Origin of the sequence: Rheinheimera pacifica, assembly GCF_900108485.1 — a bacterium.
GTDB lineage: Bacteria > Pseudomonadota > Gammaproteobacteria > Enterobacterales > Alteromonadaceae > Alishewanella > Alishewanella pacifica.
The window spans coordinates 155,856-180,560 of sequence record NZ_FNXF01000007.1 but is presented as its reverse complement, the minus strand read 5'-3'; the positions used below and the strand labels follow the sequence as shown (position 1 = coordinate 180,560).

The 24,705-nt window shown below is 49.5% G+C and carries 22 protein-coding genes; 12 read left to right on the top strand and 10 right to left on the bottom strand.

Going from position 1 to position 24,705, the window contains the following annotated elements:
* Positions 1 to 3 precede the first annotated feature (3 nt).
* From BLW68_RS11285 to BLW68_RS11275, 3 genes are all read left to right on the top strand, one after another.
* A complete protein-coding gene (locus BLW68_RS11285; RefSeq protein WP_092793313.1) occupies positions 4 to 981 on the top strand; it encodes a DUF2333 family protein in 978 nt (325 codons plus the stop codon).
* Positions 982 to 988: 7 nt separating this feature from the next.
* Positions 989 to 1,747: a TIGR04219 family outer membrane beta-barrel protein gene (locus BLW68_RS11280; protein ID WP_092793311.1), complete on the top strand. Its 759-nt coding sequence runs from the start codon at positions 989 to 991 to the stop codon at positions 1,745 to 1,747.
* A 117-nt stretch (positions 1,748 to 1,864) separates the two neighbouring features.
* Entirely contained in the window at positions 1,865 to 4,042 is a 2,178-nt protein-coding gene (locus tag BLW68_RS11275; RefSeq protein WP_143039951.1) for a response regulator, read from the top strand.
* On the opposite strand, the gene BLW68_RS11270 is transcribed toward BLW68_RS11275, so the two are convergent.
* Entirely contained in the window at positions 4,013 to 4,900 is an 888-nt protein-coding gene (locus BLW68_RS11270) for a TIGR03899 family protein (RefSeq protein WP_092793307.1), read from the bottom strand. The two genes, BLW68_RS11275 and BLW68_RS11270, sit on opposite strands and share 30 nt — an antisense overlap.
* A 166-nt stretch (positions 4,901 to 5,066) precedes the next feature.
* Between BLW68_RS11270 and BLW68_RS11265 the strand changes: the two genes are divergently transcribed.
* Entirely contained in the window at positions 5,067 to 7,292 is a 2,226-nt protein-coding gene (locus BLW68_RS11265) for a two-component system response regulator (protein ID WP_092793305.1), read from the top strand.
* A gap of 42 nt (positions 7,293 to 7,334) precedes the next feature.
* On the opposite strand, the gene BLW68_RS11260 is transcribed toward BLW68_RS11265, so the two are convergent.
* The 3 genes from BLW68_RS11260 to BLW68_RS11250 form a co-directional block, all read right to left on the bottom strand.
* Entirely contained in the window at positions 7,335 to 8,954 is a 1,620-nt protein-coding gene (locus BLW68_RS11260; RefSeq protein WP_092793303.1) for a methyl-accepting chemotaxis protein, read from the bottom strand.
* Positions 8,955 to 9,106: 152 nt separating this feature from the next.
* Positions 9,107 to 9,634 (bottom strand): inorganic diphosphatase, encoded by a 528-nt coding sequence (gene ppa, locus BLW68_RS11255; RefSeq protein ID WP_092793301.1) that lies wholly within the window; start codon positions 9,632 to 9,634, stop codon positions 9,107 to 9,109.
* A 69-nt stretch (positions 9,635 to 9,703) separates the two neighbouring features.
* Positions 9,704 to 10,675, bottom strand: coding sequence for a class 1 fructose-bisphosphatase (locus BLW68_RS11250; protein WP_092793299.1), 972 nt, complete (start codon positions 10,673 to 10,675; stop codon positions 9,704 to 9,706).
* A 143-nt stretch (positions 10,676 to 10,818) separates the two neighbouring features.
* Between BLW68_RS11250 and mpl the strand changes: the two genes are divergently transcribed.
* From mpl to BLW68_RS11215, 7 genes are all read left to right on the top strand, one after another.
* Positions 10,819 to 12,177: a UDP-N-acetylmuramate:L-alanyl-gamma-D-glutamyl-meso-diaminopimelate ligase gene (gene mpl, locus BLW68_RS11245; protein ID WP_092793297.1), complete on the top strand. Its 1,359-nt coding sequence runs from the start codon at positions 10,819 to 10,821 to the stop codon at positions 12,175 to 12,177.
* Positions 12,178 to 12,190: 13 nt separating this feature from the next.
* Positions 12,191 to 12,826: a flavin prenyltransferase UbiX gene (locus tag BLW68_RS11240; protein ID WP_092793293.1), complete on the top strand. Its 636-nt coding sequence runs from the start codon at positions 12,191 to 12,193 to the stop codon at positions 12,824 to 12,826.
* A 2-nt stretch (positions 12,827 to 12,828) separates the two neighbouring features.
* Complete coding sequence (locus BLW68_RS11235; protein WP_092793292.1) at positions 12,829 to 13,755, top strand: ABC transporter ATP-binding protein; 927 nt, start codon at positions 12,829 to 12,831, stop codon at positions 13,753 to 13,755.
* On the top strand, positions 13,752 to 14,525 hold the full coding sequence (locus BLW68_RS11230) for an ABC transporter permease (RefSeq protein WP_092793290.1): 774 nt from the start codon (positions 13,752 to 13,754) through the stop codon (positions 14,523 to 14,525). Before BLW68_RS11235 ends, BLW68_RS11230 begins: the two co-directional genes overlap by 4 nt.
* 293 nt (positions 14,526 to 14,818) lie before the next feature.
* Complete coding sequence (gene panP, locus BLW68_RS11225; RefSeq protein WP_092793289.1) at positions 14,819 to 16,465, top strand: pyridoxal-dependent aspartate 1-decarboxylase PanP; 1,647 nt, start codon at positions 14,819 to 14,821, stop codon at positions 16,463 to 16,465.
* A 71-nt stretch (positions 16,466 to 16,536) separates the two neighbouring features.
* On the top strand, positions 16,537 to 17,175 hold the full coding sequence (locus BLW68_RS11220) for a DUF2959 domain-containing protein (protein WP_092793287.1): 639 nt from the start codon (positions 16,537 to 16,539) through the stop codon (positions 17,173 to 17,175).
* A gap of 31 nt (positions 17,176 to 17,206) precedes the next feature.
* On the top strand, positions 17,207 to 17,431 hold the full coding sequence (locus BLW68_RS11215; protein ID WP_092793286.1) for a hypothetical protein: 225 nt from the start codon (positions 17,207 to 17,209) through the stop codon (positions 17,429 to 17,431).
* A 56-nt stretch (positions 17,432 to 17,487) separates the two neighbouring features.
* Here BLW68_RS11215 and BLW68_RS11210 read toward each other — a convergent pair whose 3' ends face one another.
* From BLW68_RS11210 to BLW68_RS11185, 6 genes are all read right to left on the bottom strand, one after another.
* The gene (locus BLW68_RS11210; protein WP_092793284.1) at positions 17,488 to 17,667 is read right to left on the bottom strand and encodes a hypothetical protein; all 180 of its coding nucleotides are present in this window, start codon (positions 17,665 to 17,667) and stop codon (positions 17,488 to 17,490) included.
* Between the two features lie 236 nt (positions 17,668 to 17,903).
* Complete coding sequence (gene frdD / locus BLW68_RS11205) at positions 17,904 to 18,281, bottom strand: fumarate reductase subunit FrdD (RefSeq protein ID WP_092793282.1); 378 nt, start codon at positions 18,279 to 18,281, stop codon at positions 17,904 to 17,906.
* Entirely contained in the window at positions 18,278 to 18,667 is a 390-nt protein-coding gene (locus tag BLW68_RS11200; RefSeq protein WP_092793279.1) for a fumarate reductase subunit C, read from the bottom strand. Before BLW68_RS11200 ends, frdD begins: the two co-directional genes overlap by 4 nt.
* An 11-nt stretch (positions 18,668 to 18,678) precedes the next feature.
* Complete coding sequence (locus BLW68_RS11195; RefSeq protein ID WP_092793276.1) at positions 18,679 to 19,395, bottom strand: succinate dehydrogenase/fumarate reductase iron-sulfur subunit; 717 nt, start codon at positions 19,393 to 19,395, stop codon at positions 18,679 to 18,681.
* Complete coding sequence (gene frdA, locus BLW68_RS11190; RefSeq protein WP_092793274.1) at positions 19,392 to 21,194, bottom strand: fumarate reductase (quinol) flavoprotein subunit; 1,803 nt, start codon at positions 21,192 to 21,194, stop codon at positions 19,392 to 19,394. Before frdA ends, BLW68_RS11195 begins: the two co-directional genes overlap by 4 nt.
* On the bottom strand, positions 21,194 to 22,102 hold the full coding sequence (locus BLW68_RS11185) for a prenyltransferase (protein ID WP_092793272.1): 909 nt from the start codon (positions 22,100 to 22,102) through the stop codon (positions 21,194 to 21,196). Before BLW68_RS11185 ends, frdA begins: the two co-directional genes overlap by 1 nt.
* Before the next feature lie 233 nt (positions 22,103 to 22,335).
* On the opposite strand from BLW68_RS11185, the gene BLW68_RS11180 reads away from it, so the two are divergent.
* The gene (locus BLW68_RS11180) at positions 22,336 to 24,693 is read left to right on the top strand and encodes an SLC13 family permease (RefSeq protein WP_092793270.1); all 2,358 of its coding nucleotides are present in this window, start codon (positions 22,336 to 22,338) and stop codon (positions 24,691 to 24,693) included.
* The last annotated feature ends 12 nt before the right edge of the window (positions 24,694 to 24,705 follow it).

The window sequence follows — 24,705 nt, the reverse complement described above, 5'->3', positions numbered from 1 at the left end:
TTTATGGTTAATACTAAACTGATCAGTGCAGCAGTATTAGCAATACTGCTGCTTATGTATGGCACCGCGTGGTGGGTAAGCCGCGAACCTGCCATGCTGATAGCAGAAATTAAACAAGAGCAGCGCAAGTTGGGTGATGACGCTATAACCGGTTATAGCACCACCACTGCGTTGATCCGTGTCAGTGAAACCTTGCTGTATAAAAGCGGCGGTTATCTGGCAAATGATATAATGCCGCCGTTTAGCCTGCTAGATAATATGCCGGCGTGGGAGTTAGGCGTACTGGAAATGTCACGCGATCTGGCGTTGGCCTTGCGCAAAGATTTCAGCCGCTCTCAGTCTCAGTCCACAGAAAATGCTTTTCTTAAAGTGGCACAGCCGCGTTTTAATATTGATCACAGAAGCTGGGCTATCCCCAGTGCTGAAGCCGAATATGCCAAGGCGATAGAGCAATTATATTTATATCGTGCCGAGCTGTTAGATCCCGCCAAACCAGATAGCCAGTTTTACGCCCGCGCGGATAATTTGCGCGACTGGGTAAAAGCAGTAGAAAAACGGCTTGGCAGCTACTCACAACGTTTAAGCGCCAGTGTTGGCCAGGAGCGTATTAACACGGACCTGGCCGGTGATGCGTCTGCGCGCCAGTCGACAGAAACGCCGGCACATCGGAATATAAAAACCAGCTGGTGGAAAATAGACGATGAATTTTACGAAGCCCGTGGTGCTGCCTGGGCTTTACTGCATTTTCTAAAAGCCATAGAAACCGATTTTAATGACGTATTACAACGTAAAAATGCCATGATCAGTTTGCGGCAAATTATCCGTGAACTTGAAGCAACGCAACAGCCAATCTGGAGCCCTATGGTGCTTAACGGCAGTGGCTTCGGTTTAATGGCAAACCACAGCCTGGTAATGGCAAATTATATCTCCCGCGCTAATGCTGCGCTGATTGATCTCTCCGAATTATTATCACAAGGGTAGTTAAAGCATGAAAAAAACCGCGTTAATCTTATCTGTTAGCGGCTTCTTACTTACCGGACCTGTACAGGCAGATACCTTGCTTGGGCTTTACGTTGGCGCAGACGGCTGGCGCACTTCTGCAGATGGCGGCTTTGCTAATAGTAGCCAGATACAGAATTTTAATTTCTCTGACAAAACGCAAAAATCTTATTATGTTGCTCTGGAACATCCTCTGCCATTTGTACCCAATATCAGGCTGCAGCATAACCAGTTAGAGTCTTCAGGCTCAACCAGCCTGAATACCGACTTTAGCTTTGCCGGTAACACCTTTGCTGCCGGCACAGAGCTACAAAACCAAACCAAGCTGACTAACACCGACTATGTGTTGTACTACGAAATTCTGGATAATGATCTGGTCAGCCTGGATTTAGGCATAAACGGTAAATACATTAATGGTACCGTTGCTGTTGCTGAAACTGATGCGAACGGCATGGCGGCGTCGCAACGGGCATCACAGCTTATTCCTATGGTGTATGCGTCGGCCATTGTTGGCTTACCGCTGACCGGGCTGGATGTATTTACCCAGGGTAGCTATGTGTCATTGGATGGCAACCGTATATACGATGTTCAGGCTGGTGTGGCTTATGCTGTGCTGGATAATCTGGCCGTGAATATGCGCCTGAAACTGGGATATCGGGCCATGAACCTGCGGCTGGATGATATTGACAATTTACATGCCGATCTTGACTTTAAAGGCATTTTCGCCGGTATAGAACTGCACTTTTAAGCACGGTAATAGATGCTGGCAGGCTGTAACAGTTGGCCGGCATTTTCCAGGCCTGTCTTGTGAGGCCTGATAAATCGTTTTATAGTTATTTCACGCATTGTCCGGGTAGGCTAAGTTTTGACAAATTACTTCAGACAGTTAACTCTGCCCTGGCTTATTGCACTTAGCCTGATGCTGTTGTTTACGGCGTTGTGGTATCACTACGAAAGCAAAATTATGCAGCGCGCACAGGTGCAGCAATATACCTCCAGTCTGCAATTTAGTATCCGGCCGTTACTGACCAGCAAAAACCCTGATTTACTCAAAGCGCAACTGAATCATTTACGTTATGCCAGTGTTCTGCCTGTTGGCGCTATTGCCGTGTACAGCGACAGCGGCAGATTAATAAGTGGTACCGATAAAGCCGCCTTGTTACCACAGTTCCAGCCACACCACAGGCAACATGAGTTTCACTTATGGCATGAAGCCGGCAAATTAATTGCGGTACAACCTATGTCGTCTGCAGCCAGCAGCGGCTATGAAGACGTTATTGCCGGCCAGAATGACAATTACTATATTGTGGTACAGCTTGATGCGCCGGGTAACTACAGTGTCTGGTTAGTGCCCGTGTTGGTAGTGGCCATGTTAGGCTGGGCGGCTTTACTGGTAATGCTTAGCGGTATTGGCCGGGTGTCACAACGCCAGCAAACCGATATTAGTTTGCTGGTACATAAACTCAGCCAGTTAAAGCAGGGCCAGTTAAACAGCCGGTTAGATGAAGACCTGGTATCAGAACTGACACCATTAAAATTAGCGCTGAACGAACTTGCCGGCCAGCAACTAAACAACCGTTCCCGCGATGACACAGAAAAAAACCAGCTTAAACAGCAGATAACGGAATTAACCCAATCGCTTGCCAGCGAAAAACAGCAAACTGCACAGTTACAAAGGTTATATGAACAGAGTAAACAAAAGCAGCAGCAACAGATTTTACAGCTCAGACAACTGACACAGCAGCAGGCTGTTATGCCGGACAACCTCCTGCAGCAAGCTCTTCACAGCCAAGTAATGTTGGCAGAGTTAACACTGGCAACCGAGCCAGAGCCACTGACGCCGCTGGTATTAACGGAATACGTTGCCCGGCAATTGCCACATTACCGTAATATATTGGCCGCGCAAAATCTGACTTTACAACTAAATGAGGCAGCAGCCAACGCGGTGTACCAACTGGCATTGCCTGAGAGTTTACTGACAACACTGTTGACGGCTTTGCTGCGCTTAAGCAGCCACTCTGAGGGGATCACTGAGCTGACGCTGAATATGCAGCTTAGTGTTACCGGCTCTGCGGGTAGTTTATTGCTCAGTGTGACAGGCAATGGCGACGGCTTGTTGGCATCTGTCAGGCAGCAGCTAGTTAATCCAGGCCTGCAAAGCCAACACTGGCAGGATAGTGATAGCCAGATTGTTACGCTGATAACCACTAAACTTAATGCTGTTATTGAAGTGCAATCCCTCGAAGGGCTCGGCAGCACAGTTTCGGTACGTATCCCTGCAGCGGATTGTCAGCCGGTGCAGGTTAAGCGGTTAAATCATCTGTTGCTATTCGATCAGCAGTTGGCCCGGTTAACCGAGCGCAAAGCTGCACTGGGCAGTTTGGTTACTCATGTGGCGCAGTCTACTGATCTGGCCGAGCTACAACTTAAAGCTAAACAGTATCATTACGATGCGGCTTTAATTTTCTTACCAGCACCCACTGAGCTGGCTGCATGGCTTGAGCTGATCCAGGCACTGAAACAGAACAGCAAAGTGTTCTGTTACGCTGACCCAAATTGTATTCAAATGTGGCGTGAGGCACTGGGTGTTGCGATAACAGCAGAACCGTTTTGTCTGGCTGAATTACAGCAGGTAGAAACAGTTGACACAGTTAAGCTACCAAGACTTTTAGTGGTTGATGACAATCCAACTAACCTGGCATTTATCCAGATGCTACTGAAACAGCAGCCACTGGAGCTGACCACGGCAAATTGTGCGCAACAGGCGCTGCAGTTATGCACCGGGCAGCAATTTGATGTGATCTTATTAGATATTCAGCTACCGGATCTGCATGGTACTGAGGTTGCAAGACAGCTACGGCAAATGCAGGAGTATCAGCTGACGCCGATCCTGGCCTTTACCGCTCACGCCTTGGCTGATGAAGTTGCCAGCTTTAAAGCCGCTGGTATGAATGATGTGATTTTTAAACCGCTGGAAGTGAATAAGCTACAGCAAATATTAGATTGGTGTTCGTCAGCTAAAACTGATAATACCGGTCAGTAACTGTTTTAACGCGCTGATATAGGCCTGGTTTGGCTGGCTGCTAAGCAAAGGCAGCAGCTCTGCACCGCTGGCAGTATATTTATAATATTGCAGTACCACCCCTTTACTGCTGATAGTGCCATTCAGATGTAATTGCTGGTACTGCCAGTTAAGTACCTGGCCTGCAGGTAATTCACCACTTTCAATTTCAGAGCTGTGCAACAGGCCGATGTCTATCAGGCTGAGTATTTGCGGGTAAGATAAACCAAACTGGTTCAGGTTAAGTACTGCACGGCTTTTGCCGGTCAGTACTCGCCATAGCGAGGGTTTGCGGATATAACCGAAGTAAATCCTGGCACTGGGATCCTGCCGGGTTTTACAACTCAGGTTTACTGCCTGCTGCAATGCCAGCGCTTCTTTGTAACTCATACGTTTTAGCGTATGCAGGGTTTTCAGCGAAAACTTGCCCGGGCTGGCAATTTCTCCGGCCAGAATTTTAGCCCATAGCTGTTGCATGCTTTTATTCGAGATCTCCAGCACCAGTTCACAAAATTGTTGAAACCAGTCTGGATCAACATCCTGAGTTGAAACCTGATCGGTGCAGTACTCCAGTGCCAGAGTCATAATACTTTCAAGATTATACTGCTGCCGCTCCCGCTGCATTTGCAGCCTGCGTTCAGCCCGTTGTGCCAACGTTAGCGCGGCTGAGCTGGCCGCGCCGGAACGGGCCGCCAGAAGATGGTGTTTATCGCTAAAGTTACCTTGTTGTTCAGGGGCATCGCTTGCAGTGGCCGGGTTGACGCTCCTAATGCTACCCAGCTGAGATTTAGCCAATTGCAACAAACGTTGCTGGCTGTTTAATGCGCTTATTTTAACCATAACAACAGCCTGAGTAACAGAAAGTGAAACATAGGTTATCTTGGCATCTGCTGCAATGTGCGGCAAGTAAAGCTATGTTATTTGTGTAAAATAAAATCTGCTATACCTTACTATTTAACAGATTAAACATGTATATTTAAATGGAATCATTAAATAAGGCTGAATAATGGTGCCAAAAGAAACAGATGAAGATTTTCTGTTTTTAGCAGAAGACGAACCGGAGCCGGCGCAGGAGCACACACTGGGTGAGTGGCAACTTCTGATTGTTGATGATGATGAAGAGATCCATACAGTGACCAAGCTGGCACTAAGTGATCTTACTGTTTTAGGTAAGCAACTGAAATTTCATCATGCATATTCTGGTAAAGAGGCAATTGCTTTTTTAACCCGACACCCTGATGTGGCACTCGTGCTGCTTGATGTGGTGATGGAGTCGGATGACGCCGGTCTTAAGGTTGTGAAACAAATCCGTGACGAGCTTGGCATGGATGAGATCCGCATTGTGTTGCGCACCGGACAACCAGGTTATGCACCAGAAGAAAGTGTTATAAAAGAATATGATATCAACGATTATAAAACCAAAACGGAACTGACCCGCAGTAAACTGGTTACGTCGATCATTTCTTCTCTGCGTTCTTATCAGCAGATCCGTACCATTAATCAGAACCGGCTGGGTTTGCAAAAAATTATCAATGCCGGGGCAAACCTGCTGGAGCAGCACTCGTTACATGAGTTTTCCGAAGGTGTTGTTACGCAGATCTCTTCGTTAATTGGTTTGCATGCCGAAGGGGTGCTGTGTGCCCAGATAGAAGATGACGGCAGTGCAAGCGAAACGATTTATGTACTGGGAGCTGCCGGTAATTATGCTCCATACATTAAATGCCAGCTCGACAGGCTGGGTAACCCCCGTATTGTGCAGCAAATTACCAATTGCTTACGCACGCATGAACATATTTTTACCGATCAGGAAACTGTGTTGTATTTGGGCAACGAAATCCACAGTGCTGCGGTATATATTGAAACTAACCGGCCGATTGAAAACTTTGATCGCCAGCTGATTGAAGTGTTTTTAAGTAATATTTCTATTGGCTATGAAAACGTTACGTTATTCCAACAACTTAAGCATGCAGCCTATATAGATCCGCTTACCAAAACGCCAAACCGTAACGAGTTTATCCAGATTTTGCAGGATACCCGCCGCTATGAAGCGGAGCACAATGTTGCGGTGTTAATTGATATCGACCACTTCTCTGACGTTAACGACGGCTTAGGCCAGGATGTTGGCAATGAGTTACTGATCGCTGTCACGTTCAGATTAATTGAGAAATTTGGTATTTATGCCCAGCTCGGCCGCATTGGTGCTGACGTATTTGGCCTGGTAGGGCCTGATACAGAACTGACGCCAGAGCGTTTACAGGCTGTGTTTGACGAGCCGTTTAAAGCATCAGAGCATTCACTGCAAATCAGTGCCACCTTTGGCTTTTGCCACTTAACTGATACTGCCGAACAGGGGCTGACAATCCTTAAGCATGTCTACATTGCACTGAATAAAGCCAAAAAACACCTCGGTCAGAACTTCCAGTATTATCAGGCAGAAATGGAAGATGAAATGGCTGAGCGGCTGGCATTGTTGCGTATGTTACGTCAGGATTTTGCCCACGATAAATTGCAGCTGTGGTATCAGCCTCAGGTTTCTTTAATCACAAAACAGGTTGTGGGGATGGAAGCGTTATTACGTTGGCCGCAGCCGAATGGACAGTTTATTTCGCCCGCCGTGTTTATTCCGCTGGCAGAGTATTCCGGCTTAATTGTAGAGATAGGTAGCTGGGTCATGGAGCAGGCTTGTCTGCAGATTAAGCAGCTACAAAAACAAGGCTACACTGGCTTGCGTATTGCCGTAAATGTGTCGATGCCACAGTTTAGAAGCCATGGTTTTGTGCAGTCGGTTATTGATTGTGTTACTACACAACAAATCGATCCGCAGTTGCTTGAGCTGGAAATTACCGAGTCGGTGGTGATGGACGAACCCAAGATAGTGATAGATGCCCTGCAAAAACTGAAAAGCTTTGGTATCAAGGTGGCGATAGATGACTTTGGTATTGGCTTTTCATCACTGAATTATCTGCAACAACTGCCGCTGGACCGGATAAAAGTAGATCGCGCTTTTATTCGTGATATCGATAAACCAGCCGGCGAAGTCATCGCTGAAACTATTATTAATCTGGGTAAGAGACTGAATTTAGCCACCATTGCTGAAGGCGTGGAAACTCAGGCGCAAGAACAGGCAATAGTGGCTATGGGCTGTGATGAAGTGCAGGGTTTTATGTATGCCCGGCCTATGCCGCCAGCAGAGTTACTGACTTTTTTGCAACAGCAAAAAGCAGCTGGTTAAGCACAAACCCGTGTGTTTCGCGGGTCTGTGCTGAGCTGGCTGTTATACTCTGAATAATTTGGTAATGTTTTCCAGGTTTTCTGCCAGCGACGCAAGCTCGCTGCTGGCTTTAGCAATATGACCAGCACTTTCTGAGCTGTGCTCAGTGTTCTTGAAAATTGCATCAACATGGCCAACGATATCGCTGGCCATTTTTTGTTGGTCATCTGTCGCATCAGCAATTTGCTGGTTCATCAGCCGTATTTGCGCAATGCTTTTAGTGATCAGTTGCAGGGCGTCACCGGCCTTATTGGCTGATTGCACACTATGATCTGCCTGCGCAGTACTTTGCTGCATTTTTTGTACAGCCAGCCGGGCGGCAGTTTGGAGCTGTTCGATGGTGCGCTGAATTTCTTCGGTCGATTTTTGTGTGCGTGATGCCAGCGTGCGGACTTCATCGGCCACTACGGCAAAGCCGCGGCCCTGTTCACCGGCGCGAGCAGCTTCAATAGCGGCATTTAGTGCCAGCAGGTTGGTTTGTTCGGCAATGCCTTTAATCACACTAAGTACAGTACCTACCTGATTGGCATCTTTTTCCAGTTGCAAAATAACATCAGAGGCGTCCTGCACATTGCCCGCTAACAGCTGAATATTCTGCACTGTTGCAGTCACCGTTTGCTGACCCTGACCTGCCGCTTCGCTGGACTGATTGGCGGCTGCCGCAGCCTCGTTAGCACTGCTAACTTCAGCCACTACGCTGGCACTCATATCGTCAACGGCATGTTTGGCCTGATTGGCCGCTTTACGCTGCTGGGCTATGGTTTTATTGGTATCGTCGGTTAGCTCGTGTAAGTCTTTTGCCAGGGCCGACAGTGGTACAGCGGTATTAACAATGTCTTTTACTACGTGCTGTAGCTTTTGCATAAAGGTGTTAAACCAATACGCCAGATCGCCCAGCTCGTCTTTACTACTGGTATTAATGCGGGCGGTTAAATCGCCGTTTTCCTTGGCCAGATCCTGTAATGAGTTAATCATATTACCCAGGCTGCTTTGAATACCGCGCGCTACCGGAAACGCAGTGCCAAACAAAACCAGCATAGTGATTGCACCCATAATAATACCTACAGTGATAAGGGTGCCGGCCTGTTCGCTGGCGTCGTCAATTGCTGAGGTGAATTCCTGTAGCCGCACATCACGGAACTGGCTTAGTAACAGGGCGGTGGTGTCGTAATCGGCATTCATTTTTTCTGACCGCTGGGCCAGGGTGCTGAAATCGGCAGTGTTGTTAATCATTTCCTGTGACACTTTATAAGCTACCTGATAATAAGCGTCGTAGCTTTGCTGAATGCTGCTGACATCACGGGCATAGTCACGGTTTAGCTGGGAAATGTTACTTAAATCTTGTGTCAGCTGGCGGCTGAATGCGGCAGCACCAGCCAGAGCTTCTTCATCGCCTGTGGTTACTGCACTGGCCAGTGAGTCTTTTATCCGTTCCAGCAGCACCAGCGAGCTTTGGGCCGATTGCAATACCGGGAACTGTACATCACGGGTTTGCTCCAGCGTTTTAACGTTGTTTAGCGCCGTGTTGCTGGCAAGGATCAGGTAAATGATAAAACTCAGGGTGCCGATAAAAGGTATCAGGTAGATTTTCTTTGATATAGACAGGCGTCGTAACACATCCATACTGCTGGCCTCTGTAAATTTGTGAGTTATTATTAGAATAGATTTACGCGCAGTATAGTGCTTTATTTAAGCAAATGCTTGCGGTTATGTCTGCTGGATACTGGCCATGAAAAAGCCCGGACAATGCCGGGCTTTGCTAAGCAGGCTGATAGTTATTTTTTTGCCCGTTCAAACGAGGTAACAATTTCAGCTTTGGCCGCAGCTGCATCGCCCCAGCCGTTTACTTTAACCCATTTACCGGCTTCTAATTCTTTGTAACGCTCAAAGAAGTGTTGAATTTGCTTTTTCAGCAGTTCATCCACATCGTTAATGTCTTTAACATGGTCATACAGCTTGGTCAGTTTGCTTACCGGTACGGCAATCACTTTGGCATCTTCACCAGATTCATCCGACATAAACAGCACGCCGACCGGGCGGCATTTAATTACAGCGCCGGGTACCAGTGGGTATGGCGTTGGCACTAATACATCTACCGGATCACCATCCAGTGATAAGGTGTGGTTTACAAAGCCGTAGTTGCAAGGATAAAACATTGGCGTGGCCATAAAACGGTCTACCCAAACAGTACCGGTGTCTTTGTCTACTTCGTACTTGATCGGGTCGGCATTGGCCGGAATTTCAATAATAACGTTAATTTCTTCTGGCAGGTTCTTACCTGCTGCAACATCGCTTAAGCTCATGGCCTGGTCCTTAAATGATAAAAGCTTGGTTAAAAGTGGCGCTTATTATAGCGCCGGCAATAAAAATGGCTATCGCTGATGATAGGCAACGCAGCTTTCCACTTCGTGTTTTGAGCCCAGTATCACCGCCACCCGCTGGTGAATATCGGTGGGTACTATGTCCATAATACGCTCATAGCCGGTAGAGCTTACCCCACCGGCCTGTTCTACCAGAAAACTCATCGGGTTGGCTTCATACATTAGTCGCAGTTTATCTGGTTTAGTGGCGTCTTTAGTGTCGCGCGGGTAAGCAAAAATACCGCCGCGGCATAATACGCGGTGTACATCGCCTACCATGGCAGCTATCCAGCGCATATTGTAGTTTTTACCGCGCGGGCCTTCTTTACCCTTAAGTAAATCAGCAATATAGGCTTGCATAGCCGGTTGCCAGTAGCGTTGGTTCGACATATTAACGGCAAATTCGGCGGTGTATTTCGGAATGGCAGCTTGCTCTTCAGTAAGTAAAAAGCCGCCATAAGTTTTATCCAGTGTATAAATCCGTGTACCTTTGCCAGTGGTTAATGCCAGCATGGTAGAAGGGCCATACAATACATAGCCTGCTGCCACTTGTGCTGTGCCCGGCTGTAAAAACTGACTGGCATCATCGGCAGCTTTATCGGCTTGAGCTGGCAAAATAGAGAAAATAGTGCCGATTAAGCTGTTGATATCAGTGTTAGATGAACCATCCAGTGGGTCAAAAGTCACCAGATAACGGCCACTTGGGTTACCGGCAACGGTTTCATCTTCCTCTTCAGAGCTGATGGCTTTAACCACGCCGGTTTCCAGAATCACTTCTTTTAGCAATTCATTGGCAATAATATCGAGTTTTTTCTGCGTTTCCCCTTGAATATTCTCACCCAGGGTAGAACCTAATACCCCAGCCAGTTCGCCCTGACTGACACGAAAAGAGATTTCCCGGCAGGCTGCCAGTATGGTTTTAATCAGTGAAATCAGGTCGCTGTCGACTCCGTCCTGTTGCAGTACTGGCGAGATGCGGCGCATGCTGGTGGTTCCTTCTCAGTAATTATTTTTGCTAATGCGGTAGAGGCAGGCGTATTTTAAAGAATTTCTGCACAAATTGCAGTTGTTACTGCACCAATGTTCGCATTTGCTACAATGGCTGCGGCTAATTTTCAGGATAACTTATGCATATTCATATTCTCGGTATTTGTGGCACCTTTATGGGCGGTATTGCCGCTATTGCCAAAGCGATGGGCCATAAGGTGACTGGCGCCGATGCCAATGTCTACCCGCCAATGAGTACCCAGCTGGAGCAACTGGGCATTGAATTAACCCAGGGCTGGGATCCGGCACAGCTGGAACCAGCGCCGGATATGGTGATTATCGGTAATGCCTTATCACGTGGCAACCCGGCGGTAGAGTATGTATTAAATACTAATTTACGCTACACCTCAGGTCCGCAATGGCTGGCAGAGCAAGTATTATTTGATCGCTGGGTGCTGGCTGTGTCTGGTACCCATGGCAAAACCACCACCAGCACTATGTTGGCCTGGATTTTAGAATGCGCCGGTTTAAAACCGGGCTTTTTAATTGGTGGTATCCCACAGAATTTTGATTGCTCGGCCCGGCTTGGCGAATCGCCGTTTTTTGTTATTGAAGCCGATGAATACGACACCGCCTTTTTTGATAAAAGATCTAAATTTGTGCATTACCGGCCGCGCACTGTGGTTATTAATAACCTGGAATACGATCACGCCGATATTTTCCCTGATTTAGCCGCCATTCAGCGCCAGTTTCACCATTTGCTGCGCATGGTGCCTGCCAATGGTTTGGTGTTGTCGCCGGAAGATACACCGGCAGTAAAACAAACGCTGGATATGGGCTGTTGGAGCGAGCGGCAAAGCTATGGCACTGACTGGCGCGCCGAACTAATCAGCAATGATGGCAGCCATTTTGCCTTGTACTATCAGGATAAGTTGCTTGGTGAACTGAGTTGGCAACTTAGCGGCCAGCATAATGTTGATAACGCCGTAATGGCTATAGCCGCAGCGCGTCATGCCGGTGTGCCGGTTGACGTAGCGCTGGAAGCATTAACGCGCTTTATTGCGCCTAAACGGCGGATGGAGCTAAAAGCCGATGTGGCTGGTATTAAGGTGTATGACGATTTTGCCCATCATCCTACCGCTATCAGTACCACCTTGCAGGGTATCCGCAATAAAGTAGGCCAAAACCGGGTACTGGCCGTACTGGAACCTCGCTCTAATACCATGCGCATGGGTGTGCATCAGGCGGCGCTGCCACTGTCACTGGCCCTGGCCGATCTGGTGTTTTTGTATGAACCGGCCAACGCCAACTGGTCGCTGGATGCCTTAACCCGCGCGCTGACGCCCAAAGCAACGCTAACACAAGATATTGACGCTTTAGTGAGCCTGTTATGTGAACAGGCAGAGCAGGGCGACAGTATTGTCATTATGAGCAACGGCGGTTTTGGCGGTATTCACGATAAGCTGATTAGTGCGCTAAGGCGCAAATGGGAACACTAATGTGGGAATACAGATGACAACTGCAAAAGAGATCACGCTGGCTTTTAGCGGTGCTTCGGGCGCACCTTATGGTTGGCGTTTGCTTGAGTTATTGCTGGCCCAGGGCATTAAAGTGCACTTGCTGGTATCAAGCGCGGCACGGGTAGTATTTGCCACCGAGCACGATGTAAAACTGCCGGCAGCGCCGGACAAATGCACGCAGATGCTGCTGGAACATTTTGCTTGTGATGCCGCCTTGCTTAAAGTGTATGGCAAAGATGACTGGTTCTCACCGGTAGCATCCGGCTCAGCCGCACCGCGGCAAATGGTGGTTTGTCCTTGCTCAACCGGCACTGTATCGGCCATTGCTACCGGTGCCAGTGACAACCTGATTGAGCGCGCCGCGGATGTCGTGATCAAAGAAGGCGGCCAGCTGATCTTAGTGCCGCGCGAAAGCCCGCTCAGTGCCATTCATCTGGAAAACTTACTTAAGCTGGCGCGTTTGGGTGTCACTATTATGCCGGCAGCGCCGGGTTTTTATCATCAGCCGAAACAGATCAGTGATTTAGTCGATTTTATGGTGGCGCGCATTTTAGACCACCTTAAGCTGCCGCATCAGTTACTCAACCGCTGGGGTTACAGTGGTGATGCCGCAAAAGCAGGAGAATAGCATTGAGTTTAGCGTTAGATATCAAAGGTCTGCATAAAGTATATAAAAGCGGCACTGTGGCATTAAGCGGTATCGATTTACAGGTAAACCAGGGTGATTTTTTTGCACTGTTAGGCCCGAACGGCGCCGGCAAAAGTACCACTATTGGTATTATCAGTTCCCTGGTAAATAAGTCGCACGGCAGCGTTAAAGTATTTGATTACGATATTGATACCCAGCTTGAAGCGGCAAAAAGCCAGCTTGGCTTAGTGCCGCAGGAATTTAACTTTAACCAGTTTGAAACCGTATTGCAGATAGTGGTGAACCAGGCCGGTTATTACGGTGTGCCAAAAAAGCTGGCGCTTGAACGTGCTGAAAAGTACCTCGGCCAGCTGGGCTTGTGGGAAAAACGTACTGCCCGCGCCCGCGAATTATCCGGCGGCATGAAACGGCGTTTAATGATAGCCCGCGCTTTAATGCATGAGCCAAAGTTGTTGATCCTGGATGAGCCGACAGCGGGTGTCGATATCGAACTACGCCGCTCAATGTGGGAGTTTTTGCGCAAAATTAACCAGCAGGGCGTTACTATTATTTTAACCACCCATTACCTGGAAGAAGCCGAAAGCCTGTGTCGCAATATCGCCATTATCGACAAAGGGCTGATTATTGAAAACACCAGCATGAAGACCCTGTTGGCCAAGCTGACCCGTGAGACCTTTGTACTGGATCTCGCGACAGAGCCTGCAGCAATTAAACTGGAAGGTGTTAACTGGCGCCTGCTCGACGGCAACAGTATTGAAGTCGACGTAGAGAAAGCGCAAGGCTTAAACACCATTTTTGCCCAGCTTAGCGCCCAGGATATTAAGGTGTTATCAATGCGCAATAAAGCCAACCGGCTGGAAGAACTGTTTGTGTCGCTGGTAGAGAACGGCCGCGGAGGTGCAAAATGAGCAAAGCCAATTATCTGGTAGCGTTAAAAAGTATCTGGGATAAAGAAACCAACCGCTTTTTGCGGATTTGGGTGCAAACCCTGGTACCGCCGGCCATTACCATGACGCTGTATTTTGTTATTTTCGGCAGTTTAATTGGTTCGCGCATTGGCGATATGGGCGGTTTTACTTACATGGAGTTTATTGTACCCGGCCTGATTATGATGTCGGTGATCACCAACTCTTATGCCAATGTGGCCTCGTCGTTTTTCAGCGCCAAGTTTCAGCGTAACGTGGAAGAGCTGCTGGTAGCGCCGGTGCCAAACTACATTATTGTGCTCGGTTTTGTTGGTGGCGGTATGGCGCGTGGTATGCTGGTGGGGCTGATAGTCACTATTCTGTCGCTGTTTTTCGTTACTATTCAAATTCATAACCTGGCGGTAATTATTGTTACCGTTACACTAACGTCAATGCTGTTTTCTTTGGGCGGCCTGATTAACGCCGTATACGCGAAAACCTTTGACGATATCAGTATTATCCCTACCTTTGTGCTTACGCCACTTACCTATTTAGGCGGCGTGTTTTACTCGTTAACCTTGCTGCCTGGCTTCTGGCAGCATGTGGCGGCGTTAAATCCGGTGGTGTATATGGTAAATGCGTTTCGTTATGGCTTTTTGGGCGTAACCGACGTTAGCCTGTGGCTGGCGTTAGCGGTGGTGGTAGGCTTTATTGTCGTGTTGTTTAGCTATGCCATGTACCTGATTAACCGTGGCATTGGTCTGCGAAGCTAACAACCTTAACGGATCGGTTTGCCCACACCAACGCGCCGTAAACCCAGTCCCTGGGGGCTCGACTATGAACTTCATCCCTGAAGTTCATCCTGCGGACCAGCACAGCTGTTCAAATTCGCTCCAGGCGAATTTGTCAGCATCCATGCCTTCAACGGTTGGCTTAGGGCAAACCGATCCTCCGCCAGTGTTTGCTACCATTTTTTTGCAGACATTTTTCGGCGCTTGCAGTAAAGTGAGCGCCATTTTCCGGCTGTTTTAGTAACCGCTGAAACCGTATGCAGAGTAGCAAGCGCATGACAGAATCCAGTAAACGCCAGGCAACCGCTTCTGAAGAAGCTTTATGGCGCATCTTTACGGTGCCGGAAGCGCCAGACTCAACGCTGAGTATTATTGAGCAAAACCTGTCACAGAACCTGGCTGGCTTTTTGCGCGAAAGTATCGTGGCGGTAGAAAAACCGCTGTGGCAAATTGAGCGCGATTTTCAAACCCATCAAATTCCGCAGATGCCGAACTTTGTCTCGGATTACGCCGAAAGCCTGATGCAAAAGCTGGTAGCGCACTCGGTACATACCGCTGCGCCGAGTTTTATCGGCCATATGACGTCAGCACTGCCGTATTTTGTCTTGTCACTGTCAAAAATGATGGTAGGGCTGAACCAGAACCTGGTAAAAATTGAAACCTCCAAAGCCTTTACGCCGATGGAGCGCCAGGTGCTGGGTATGATGCATCACCTGGTGTACGGCGAAGGCGATGGCTTTTATAAAAAGTGGATGCACAGTGCCAACCATTCGCTGGGGGCGTTTTGCTCCGGCGGCACTATCGCCAATATTACTGCACTTTGGATAGCACGTAACCGCCTGCTAAAAGCCGATGGCGACTTTAAAGGTATCGCCCGTGAAGGCCTGTTTAAGGCCATGAAGCACTATGGCTATGATGGCCTGGCGATCCTGGTGTCTGAGCGAGGCCATTACTCACTGGGTAAAGCAGCCGACGTACTGGGTATTGGCCGCGAATCACTGATCGCGGTTAAAACCGATGCCAATAATAAAATTGATACTGCCTTGCTGGCAGAAAAAATGGCCGAGCTTAGTGCTGCTAATATCCGCGTACTGGCTATTGTTGGCGTGGCCGGTACTACTGAAACCGGTAATGTTGATCCATTACACCAACTGGCCGATTTAGCCGAGCAGTATCAGTGTCACTTTCATATCGATGCCGCCTGGGGCGGTGCGACTTTGCTGTCAGAAAAATACCGCTATTTACTGGCCGGTATAGAACGGGCAGATTCCGTTACCATAGATGCGCACAAACAAATGTATGTGCCGATGGGGGCCGGTATGGTGGTGTTTAAGCACCCCTCTGCTGCGCATGCCATTGAGCACCACGCTGAATATATCCTGCGTAAAGGCTCAAAAGATTTAGGCAGCCAGACACTGGAAGGGTCACGCCCCGGCATGGCAATGCTGGTGCACGCCTGTTTGCAGGTGATTGGCCGCGACGGCTATGAAATTCTGATCAACAGAAGCCTGGAGAAGGCACGCTATTTTGCCACCCTGATTGCGCACAATATTGATTTTGAACTGATCACCGAGCCCGAGCTGTGTTTGTTAACCTACCGTTATGTACCGGCGCAGGTGCAAAAAGCGATGGCTAACGCCAGCCCGGAGCAACTGCAACGCTTTAACGAGTTGCTAAACGGCCTGACAAAGTTTATTCAAAAGCGTCAGCGCGAAGAGGGTAAGTCTTTTGTATCACGTACCCGCTTAACCCCGGCGCGCTATCAGCGCCAGGAAACCATCGTATTTCGCGTAGTACTGGCAAACCCGTTAACCACTGAGCAAATTTTGCACGACGTACTGGTAGAGCAGGATCAACTGGCGCAACTGGATAAAGAGTTTTACCCCAAACTACTGCAACTTGCCAAAGAGCTTGCCGCCTGACATCGGGGTTTGTTCTAAGCGGCATGACAGGCTATTATCAGACATTACTGTTATAGCAACGGACTGATTTTATGCGTTATGCCTGGCTTTTACTGCCTTTGTTACTCAGCGTTACCGGCTGTCAGAGCGCTTATTATTCCGCGATGGAAAAAGTCGGTGTACATAAGCGCGATATACTGGTTGATCGCGTAGAAGAAGCGCAGCAATCACAGCAGAATGCACAGAAGCAATTTAAATCAGCTCTGCAGCAGTTTAGTGAGCTGATTAAATATGACGGCGGTGATTTACAGCGTATGTATGCAACGACTGACAGCAAGTATCAGGCCTGCAGTGCCGCCGCTGCAGATGTCAGTAAACGGATTGACAGTATTGAAGCTGTTGCTGATGCGCTGTTTGATGAGTGGCAGGATGAACTAAAGCAGTACAGCAACGCCAGGTTAAAACAAGACAGCACGAAAAAGCTGGCCGACACCAAACGTCAGTACAGCAACCTGCTAAAAACCATGCGGCGCGCCGAGCAAAGTATGCAGCCCGTATTGGCATCGCTCAGAGACAATTCACTGTATTTAAAGCATAATCTGAATGCTAAGGCAATTGGTGCATTGCAGGGTGAATTCAATACAGTGCAAAAAGATATTAACCGCCTGATTGACGACATGAATAACGCTATTACACAGTCAGAGCAGTTTGTCGCAGCATTAAAGCAGTAATATATTAAGCAGCAATAGATAGGGGAATGTTATGGCAGGTCAGGGTTCAGGTGGCAATGTTATTGCTGCGCTATGCAACGTGTTTATTCCGGGCTTAGGCCAGTTAGTGCAGGGCCGTATATTTGCTGCAATTATCTTTTTTCTGGTGTGTGTAGCGGGCTATGCTTTATGGTTCTTAATCATACCCGGCATTATCGCCGCTATTGCCCATCTGTGGGCCATTATCGATGCGGCCAAATTCAGATCCGGCTTTTAGCTGAACGGGTGGCTTGCCACCCGTACTTTTAAAACAACTCTTGTTACGGCAACGCTTTAAGGCAATTCTGCATTGGCAGATAATGCTGCGACAAGTTCTTCCTGTGCAACTAATTCAGCCTGTGACAATGTCGCTGTGTGTGGGTGCTCTTGCTGATTTACTTTATTAAGAAATTCGTTTGCCAGTACCAGATTTGCACTTAGTAATAACAGGGCAGTAATAAGGACTTTTTTCATCTTCCGTCTCCGGCTTGTTTGCAATCTTACTAGAGTGATTGCAGATGCCGTGCCAGAAATAAAAAACAATAAAATACAGTTAGTTAAATTGATTTAGCCCGGTATTTGGCGAAGCGGTAAGGCCTGGTTGTCGCAAATCGGCGTCGCTTAACCTAGTGCTGATATTTTATCTTTATAAATCAAATGTATAGCCTGTTGCTGATTGGCGACAGGCTGAAATTAACAGGCAGCAGTTTTTAGTCAGCTAATATCAAATGCAAGGTTAAATACAGTGCCAGCATACTAAGCGCAGCTGCCAAACCGTAACACAACAGCTTAGTAGCGCTGGAGTAACCGCATTTTAGATCATGCAAACCATGGTGAATACGATGTGCCGCATGAAACAGCGGTAAGCAAATTACCGCGCCGGTAAAAGCCAGCCCGGTTAAACCGTAGCCGCTTTGCAATAATGACAGCAGCTGAGCATATTGCAGAACGGACGAATTAAGCAGCCCCAGCGGCCACAGGATCCCAAGTGCCAGTATTGACCCCGGCAGAAATACCGCAAAGCACACGCCCCCGGCGCTAAACAGGGCCCACCAAACCGGCTCATCTGAACGTTTTGGGCTGCTCATAGCCAGCCACCACACAGCAGTAGTACGCCAGCGGCGACCAGCAATGTTGCCAGCCATTGGCCACTGATCATCAACCAGGCTGGTGCCAGCGGCATTACCCGCGGGAACAGTGCAAAAAAGGTTTTGGCATGAAACAGGCTGGCCGCAAAAGCCAGCAGATTCAGTGCTATTACCCAGCCTTGTTGCATAAACGTCTGAAAACTCTGCCAGTGGGCAGCGCCTTGCGTTAAGCAATACAGGCCATACAGTAAACAGCCAATAAAAAACAGCAGCGGCAGCACTGTAGCCTCGCGCAGCATATACAGCCGGTAATAGTTATGTTTAAGCCACCAGCTGCGGCTAAGTTTGGATTGATAAGGTTTACGCGCAGAAACGGGTGTGTTCATCGCCGTGCTCCTTAGGGTTTAAACATGCTGATAATAAAATCTTTTGCCGACTCAACTTTGGCCTGATTCACCGCTGCTGCCGGGTCTAGTTGTTTAGGGCAAACATCTGAGCAAAACCCCACAAAGGTGCAACCCCAGGCGCCGTTTTTACCGTTTAACTGCGGCATACGTGCGGCTTTGCCGTTGTCACGGCTATCGAGGTTGTAGCGCTGGGCCAGCGTAATAGCTGCCGGGCCTAAAAACTCCGGGTTTAAGCCAAATTGCGGGCAGGCCGAATAGCACAGGCCGCAATTAATGCAGTTAGAAAATTGCTGATACTTTGCCAGTTGCGTCGGCGTTTGCTTATGCAACGCTGTGCCGCTGTAGTCGTTAATCAGATAGGGTTTGATGGCCGACAAATGCGCCAGAAACTGGGTCATATCAACAATCAGGTCTTTCTCTACCGCAAAGTGCGCCAGTGGTTCGATAGTGATGTCTGAGTGATAGTCACGTAAAAAGGTTTTGCAACCCAATTTGGGTATGCCGTTAACCATAACACCGCACGAGCCGCAAATGGCCATCCGGCATGACCAGCGCAAACCCAGCGTTACGTCCCGCTTTTGTTGCACGTACAACAGCGCATCCAACACCGATGTGGTGTGATCGCCCGGCACAGTAAAACGCTGCAGCCGCGGTTCGTTGTCGTGCTCCGGATCATAGCGCTGGATCAACAGTTGGTAATCAGTCATGGCTGTGTTCCTGGTGTGCTATCAACACTATTAGTTGCAGAGACATTATCTGCACTATAGCTGCGCTGTGCCGGTGGCAGGCTGCTGATCTGCACGGCTTGCCAGCTAAGATGGGGTAAGTTATGCGCCTTATAATACAGCTGCGAATGGCACAAAAAACCGGCGTCGTTACGCGCTGTCATGCCGCTGTCGAGCCGCTGATGCGCACCGCGTGACTCGGTACGGGCCATTGCAGCGCTGCAAATAGCCAGCGCCACATCCAGGCCAAAGCCCAGTTCCAGATACTGCAGCAGCTCAGAGTTAAACACCTTACTGCGGTCGGTAACTTTAAGCTGCTGATAACGCTGCTGTAGCCCCAGCAACTGTTGCTGACATTGCGCCAGGCCCTCACCGGTGCGGTAAATGCCACAGCCTTGCTCCATTGCCAGTGTCATATCGTGGCGCAGCTGTGCTACGGAATCAGTGGTATTAGTACCAAAACGGCGGTTAAGCCAGCGCTGTGACATTTCGCTTTGTACACTCAGTGCTTTGCTGTCTGCCGGCGGACATTGGCTGGCATAATGCGCTGCCTGCTCACCGGCAACACGGCCAAATACCAGCAATTCTGTTAACGAGTTTGACCCCAGCCGGTTAGCACCATGCAAGCCGACCGAGGCGCATTCGCCCACGGCATATAAACCCGGCAGTGAGGTTTGGCAGTTAATGTCGGTAGCAATACCGCCCATGGTGTAATGTACCGCCGGGCGGATTGGAATGGCTTCCTGCGCCGGGTCAATATCGACATAGGCTTTGGCCAGCTCACAGATAAACGGCAGCCGCTGCTGTAAATGCGCACGGCTTAAGTGGCGTAAGTCCAGATACACCACCGCATGGCCGTTATAGTCGCCGCAGCGGCCAGCTTGTTGTTCATGCCAGAATGCCTGCGATAGTTTATCGCGGGGGCCCAGCTCCATTTGTTTATTTTGCGGCTGGCCTAACGGTGTTTCCGGGCCTAAGCCATAGTCTTGTAAATACCGTTTGCCGTGTTTATTCAGTAATACCGCACCTTCGCCGCGGCAGGCCTCGGTAATTAAAATACCGGAACCCGGTAAACCGGTGGGGTGATATTGCATAAACTCCATATCACGCAGCGCCACACCATGGCGATAGGCCAGTGCCATACCATCACCGGTAACAATGCCGCCATTGGTATTGTAATGAAACACCCGGCCGGCACCGCCGGTGGCCAAAATGACACTTTTAGCCTGAATTTGTACCAGCTCGCCGCTGTTCAGCGCCAGGGCTAACACGCCCACTACCTGGTCGCCGGCACGCAGCAGATCCAACATAAAATATTCATCCAGCCGCTTAATGGCCGGGTATTTCAGGCTGGTTTGAAATAAGGTATGTAAAATATGAAAGCCGGTTTTATCGGCGGCAAACCAGGTGCGTTCGGTTTTCATGCCGCCAAAACGGCGTACGGCAACGTTGCCATCTTGCTGGCGGCTCCAGGGGCAGCCCCAGTGTTCCAGTTGTACCAGCTCGCGATAGGCCTGCTTAACAAAGAACTCCACCACCGGCTGATCGGCCAGCCAGTCACCGCCGCTAACGGTATCGTGAAAATGCGCGGCTGCACTGTCGCTACGTAAGGTTACCGCCGCTGCGCCCCCTTCGGCAGCTACTGTGTGCGAGCGCATTGGGTATACTTTTGACAGCAAAGTAATACCTAATTGCGGTGCAGCTTCAGCAGCGGCAATGGCGGCGCGTAAACCGGCGCCACCGCCACCAACCACAATAATGTCTGTTTGCAGTATTTGCATCAAAGTGCCTTATGGCCAATACCGGCCCAAATCAGCCCTGCCAGTAACAGCAGCGGATAAAGGTGGCACAGCAGTACATTCAGCCCCAGGTAGGGCGTGAGTTGTTTGGGTTTATCGGCGTAGCGGAACAGGCCCGGCAGCAGCTTTATCAGCAGTGGCAGGCTAAGTAATGCTAACAGGCACTGGCGGGGCAAAATGCCGCCTGCCACCGCGGCTAATAACACCAGGTAACTTAGCAATAGCAGCAGAGTGTAAACGCTGGCACTACGCCGCCGGCCGATAACGATAGGCAAGTGGCGCCGGCCCACGCGACGGTCTGCATCGACATCCGGAAACTGGTTTAACAGTAACAAATTACTGACCAGTAACAGCATAATAACCGCCAGCACCCAGGCTGCGGCACTGACGCTGCCGGCCAATACCCAGTAGCTGCCCAGTGTCATAAAAACGCCAAAACCGATGCCGGGTGCCAGCAGGCACAGCAGTGGCCAACGGTTAACATATTGGGTGTACGCATAAATAAGTACTACACCCGGCATGCCAAGCATTAAGGGTAGCCAGTTTAATTGATAGCTGAGGTACAGGCCGCCGCCAATGGTGAGCAGCAGGCTGACAATTGCCAATGTTAAAGCGGAGGTACTGGCTGTCGGGTGGCGGACCAGGGTGCCACTGCCGCCGCTGAACGGCGTACGTTCGGTGAGAAAATCCAGCCCTGATTTAAAGTCGAAGTATTCATTAAAAGCATTAACACTAAGATGAGCACATAGCCCTACGGCTGTTACCAGCGCAAGCGTAGCATAGTGTAAAACAAAGCCAGCTTGCCAGCTTGCTCCGGCAGCCAGAGCAATACAGACCAGGGTAAGACTGAGAAAGTTTATCCGCGCGACGCCGCAAAGTTGTTTCAGCAAAAAAGTATCCTTTAACCATCTTTGCTACAGAGTATAGCTATCAATGCGGTTATAGCTTGATCCAGAACATTTTTTCTGTCTTGATGTTGTAAACTGAGAAGAAATTAGCGTATCGGCTGTTCATCTAATTAACCGGGAGAGCTCACTGTAACCATGGCACGAGGTATTATTATCCTGAACGTATTGTTGAGCAGCATAGACATGGCGTTACATACTTTGCTGAGGTGGTTATTATGACGCCGGATATCGCCCAGGTCTTATTGATACTGCTGGCAGCCCTGGTATTGTTTGTTACCGGCTGGTTGCGGATGGATGTGGTCGCTTTATTGGTGTTATGTACTTTGGCTTTATTGGGCCTGGTATCGCCGGCAGAGGCCATAAGTGGGTTTAGTAACCCGGCGGTGATTACCGTCTGGGCGATGTTTATTATGAGTGAGGGCTTAACCCGTGTGGGTATTGCCGACGGTATCGGGCGGCAGGTGATTCGCTTATCCGGTAGCAGTGAAATCAGGATGATCATTGTCATTATGCTGATTTCCGGGTTGTTATCAGCTTTTATGAGCAATATAGGCGTGGTGGCCTTATTACTGCCGGTTACGGTAGAAGCGGCCAGACGCTGCGGTATTTCACCGGCCAAGGTGCTGATGCCAATGGCCTTTGGCGCCATGCTTGGTGGTTTAATCACCTTAATTGGCACACCGCCCAATTTACTGGTGCATATTGCGCTGGAAGACAGTGGCCTTAGCGGATTTAAGTTATTTGATTTCGCTTTAATCGGTTTACCGGTTTTATTGGCCGGAACCTTGTTTGTCGCCTTTATTGGCCGTCACTTGTTACCGGATACCGATCCCGGCCGCGCTGGCCTGGCGGGCAGTAAAAACCTCAGCGATCAATACGGCTTGCAGGAGCGGATTTTTGCGCTGCGCTTACCTGATGACTCTTTACTGGCCGGACGTACCCTTGATGAGTCTGGCTTAATTAATACCGCCGGCCTGATCGTTATCGCCCTGACCCGGGGCAGTGAAACCTTTACCCTGCCATCGCGCCATACTGTTCTTCAGGGCGGCGATATTATACTGGCACAGGGTAAATTCAGCCGGTTTGAACGGCTGCGTAGCTGGAACTCGTTAACCATTGAACGCGAAGCACCAATGCTGCATGAGAAATTGCTGGCAGCCAGTGGCCTGGCTGAGTTGGAGGTAGCGCCTGACAGCGTGCTGGTGGGCGAAGTATTGCAGCACCACCGTTTTCGCGAGCACTACCAGATTAATGTGCTGGCGATAAAACGTGGCGGCCAAACGTTACGTACGCGGCTGGCCGATTTATCGCTGGCCGCTGGTGATAAAATTCTGGTGCAGGGCAGCAAAAGTGCGCTGGACGCCATGGCCAGGCAAGCAGCGTTCAGTGTATTACAGTTGCTTAGCCCGGATGATGTAATACAGCACTATAAATTGGAAGAACGCCTATTCGTGCTGGGTTTACCGGCTGACAGCCCGCTGGTTGACAGCACCTTTGCGGATAACCGGCTGGGCGATGCCTTTGATTTTCGTTTACTGGGGCTGTTTCGCCAGGGCGAGATTATCCAGCAGTTTCACTCTGACGATACACTGCAAGCCGGCGACTTGCTGCTGATCCAGGGGCGGGAGGAAGACCTGGACATTCTGCGCGGCTTTAAACAGCTGGAGCGGCTGGACGATATGTCGCCTTATCTGGATTTACTGGCAAAAGGTAAGCTGGAGCTGATAGAAGCCACTTTACACCCGCGTAGTAAATACATCGGCAAAAGTGTTAATGCGCTGCAACTTGATAAACGTTATAAAGTTGAAGTGGCGGCCATTTGGCGCGAAGGCCGCGCGTATCGCTCGGCACTGGGCAGTATGTTGTTGCAGGCGGGAGATGCGCTGTTAATTGTAGGGCCGCGGCCGCGGCTGGCGATGCTTACCGAAAGTGAGCATCTGATTGTATTAAACCCGGTACAGGTAAAGCCGGTGAATGCCAGCAAGGCGCCTTTGGCTGCCGGATTAATCCTGTTGATGATAGCCCTGACAGTAGCCGGCATATTACCGGTTTATCTGGCGGCCATTCTGGCGGCGACGTTAATGGTTGCCAGCCGCTGTTTAAGCATGGAGCAGGCTTATGCGGCCATTGACTGGCGCTCTATTTTTCTGATCGCCGGCATGCTGCCGCTGGGAGCGGCGATGCAACATTCCGGCACCGCCACCTGGCTGGCAGATGCTGTGCTGGCAGGGCCCGGCCAATTTGGCCCTTTGGCAGTAATGGCCGGTTTGTATCTGGTTACGGCACTGGGTACTTTAGTGGTGCCCACTGTGGCACTGGTGCTGATTATGGCGCCGATTGGTTTAATGCTCAGCAATGCGCTGGGGGTGAACGGCCAAAGTGCGATGATGATAGTGGCGGTAGCAGCCACCAGCCTGGCCAGCCCGGTATCGCATGCCGCCAATACGCTGGTAATGGGGCCGGGGGGCTATCGCTTTGTCGATTATTTAAAAGTGGGTGGGCCGCTTAGCTTATTATTGTTTGTTATTACCATGGCATTATTGCCGCTGTTTTGGCCGTTAAACCCGGCCTGAGCAACTGCCGGG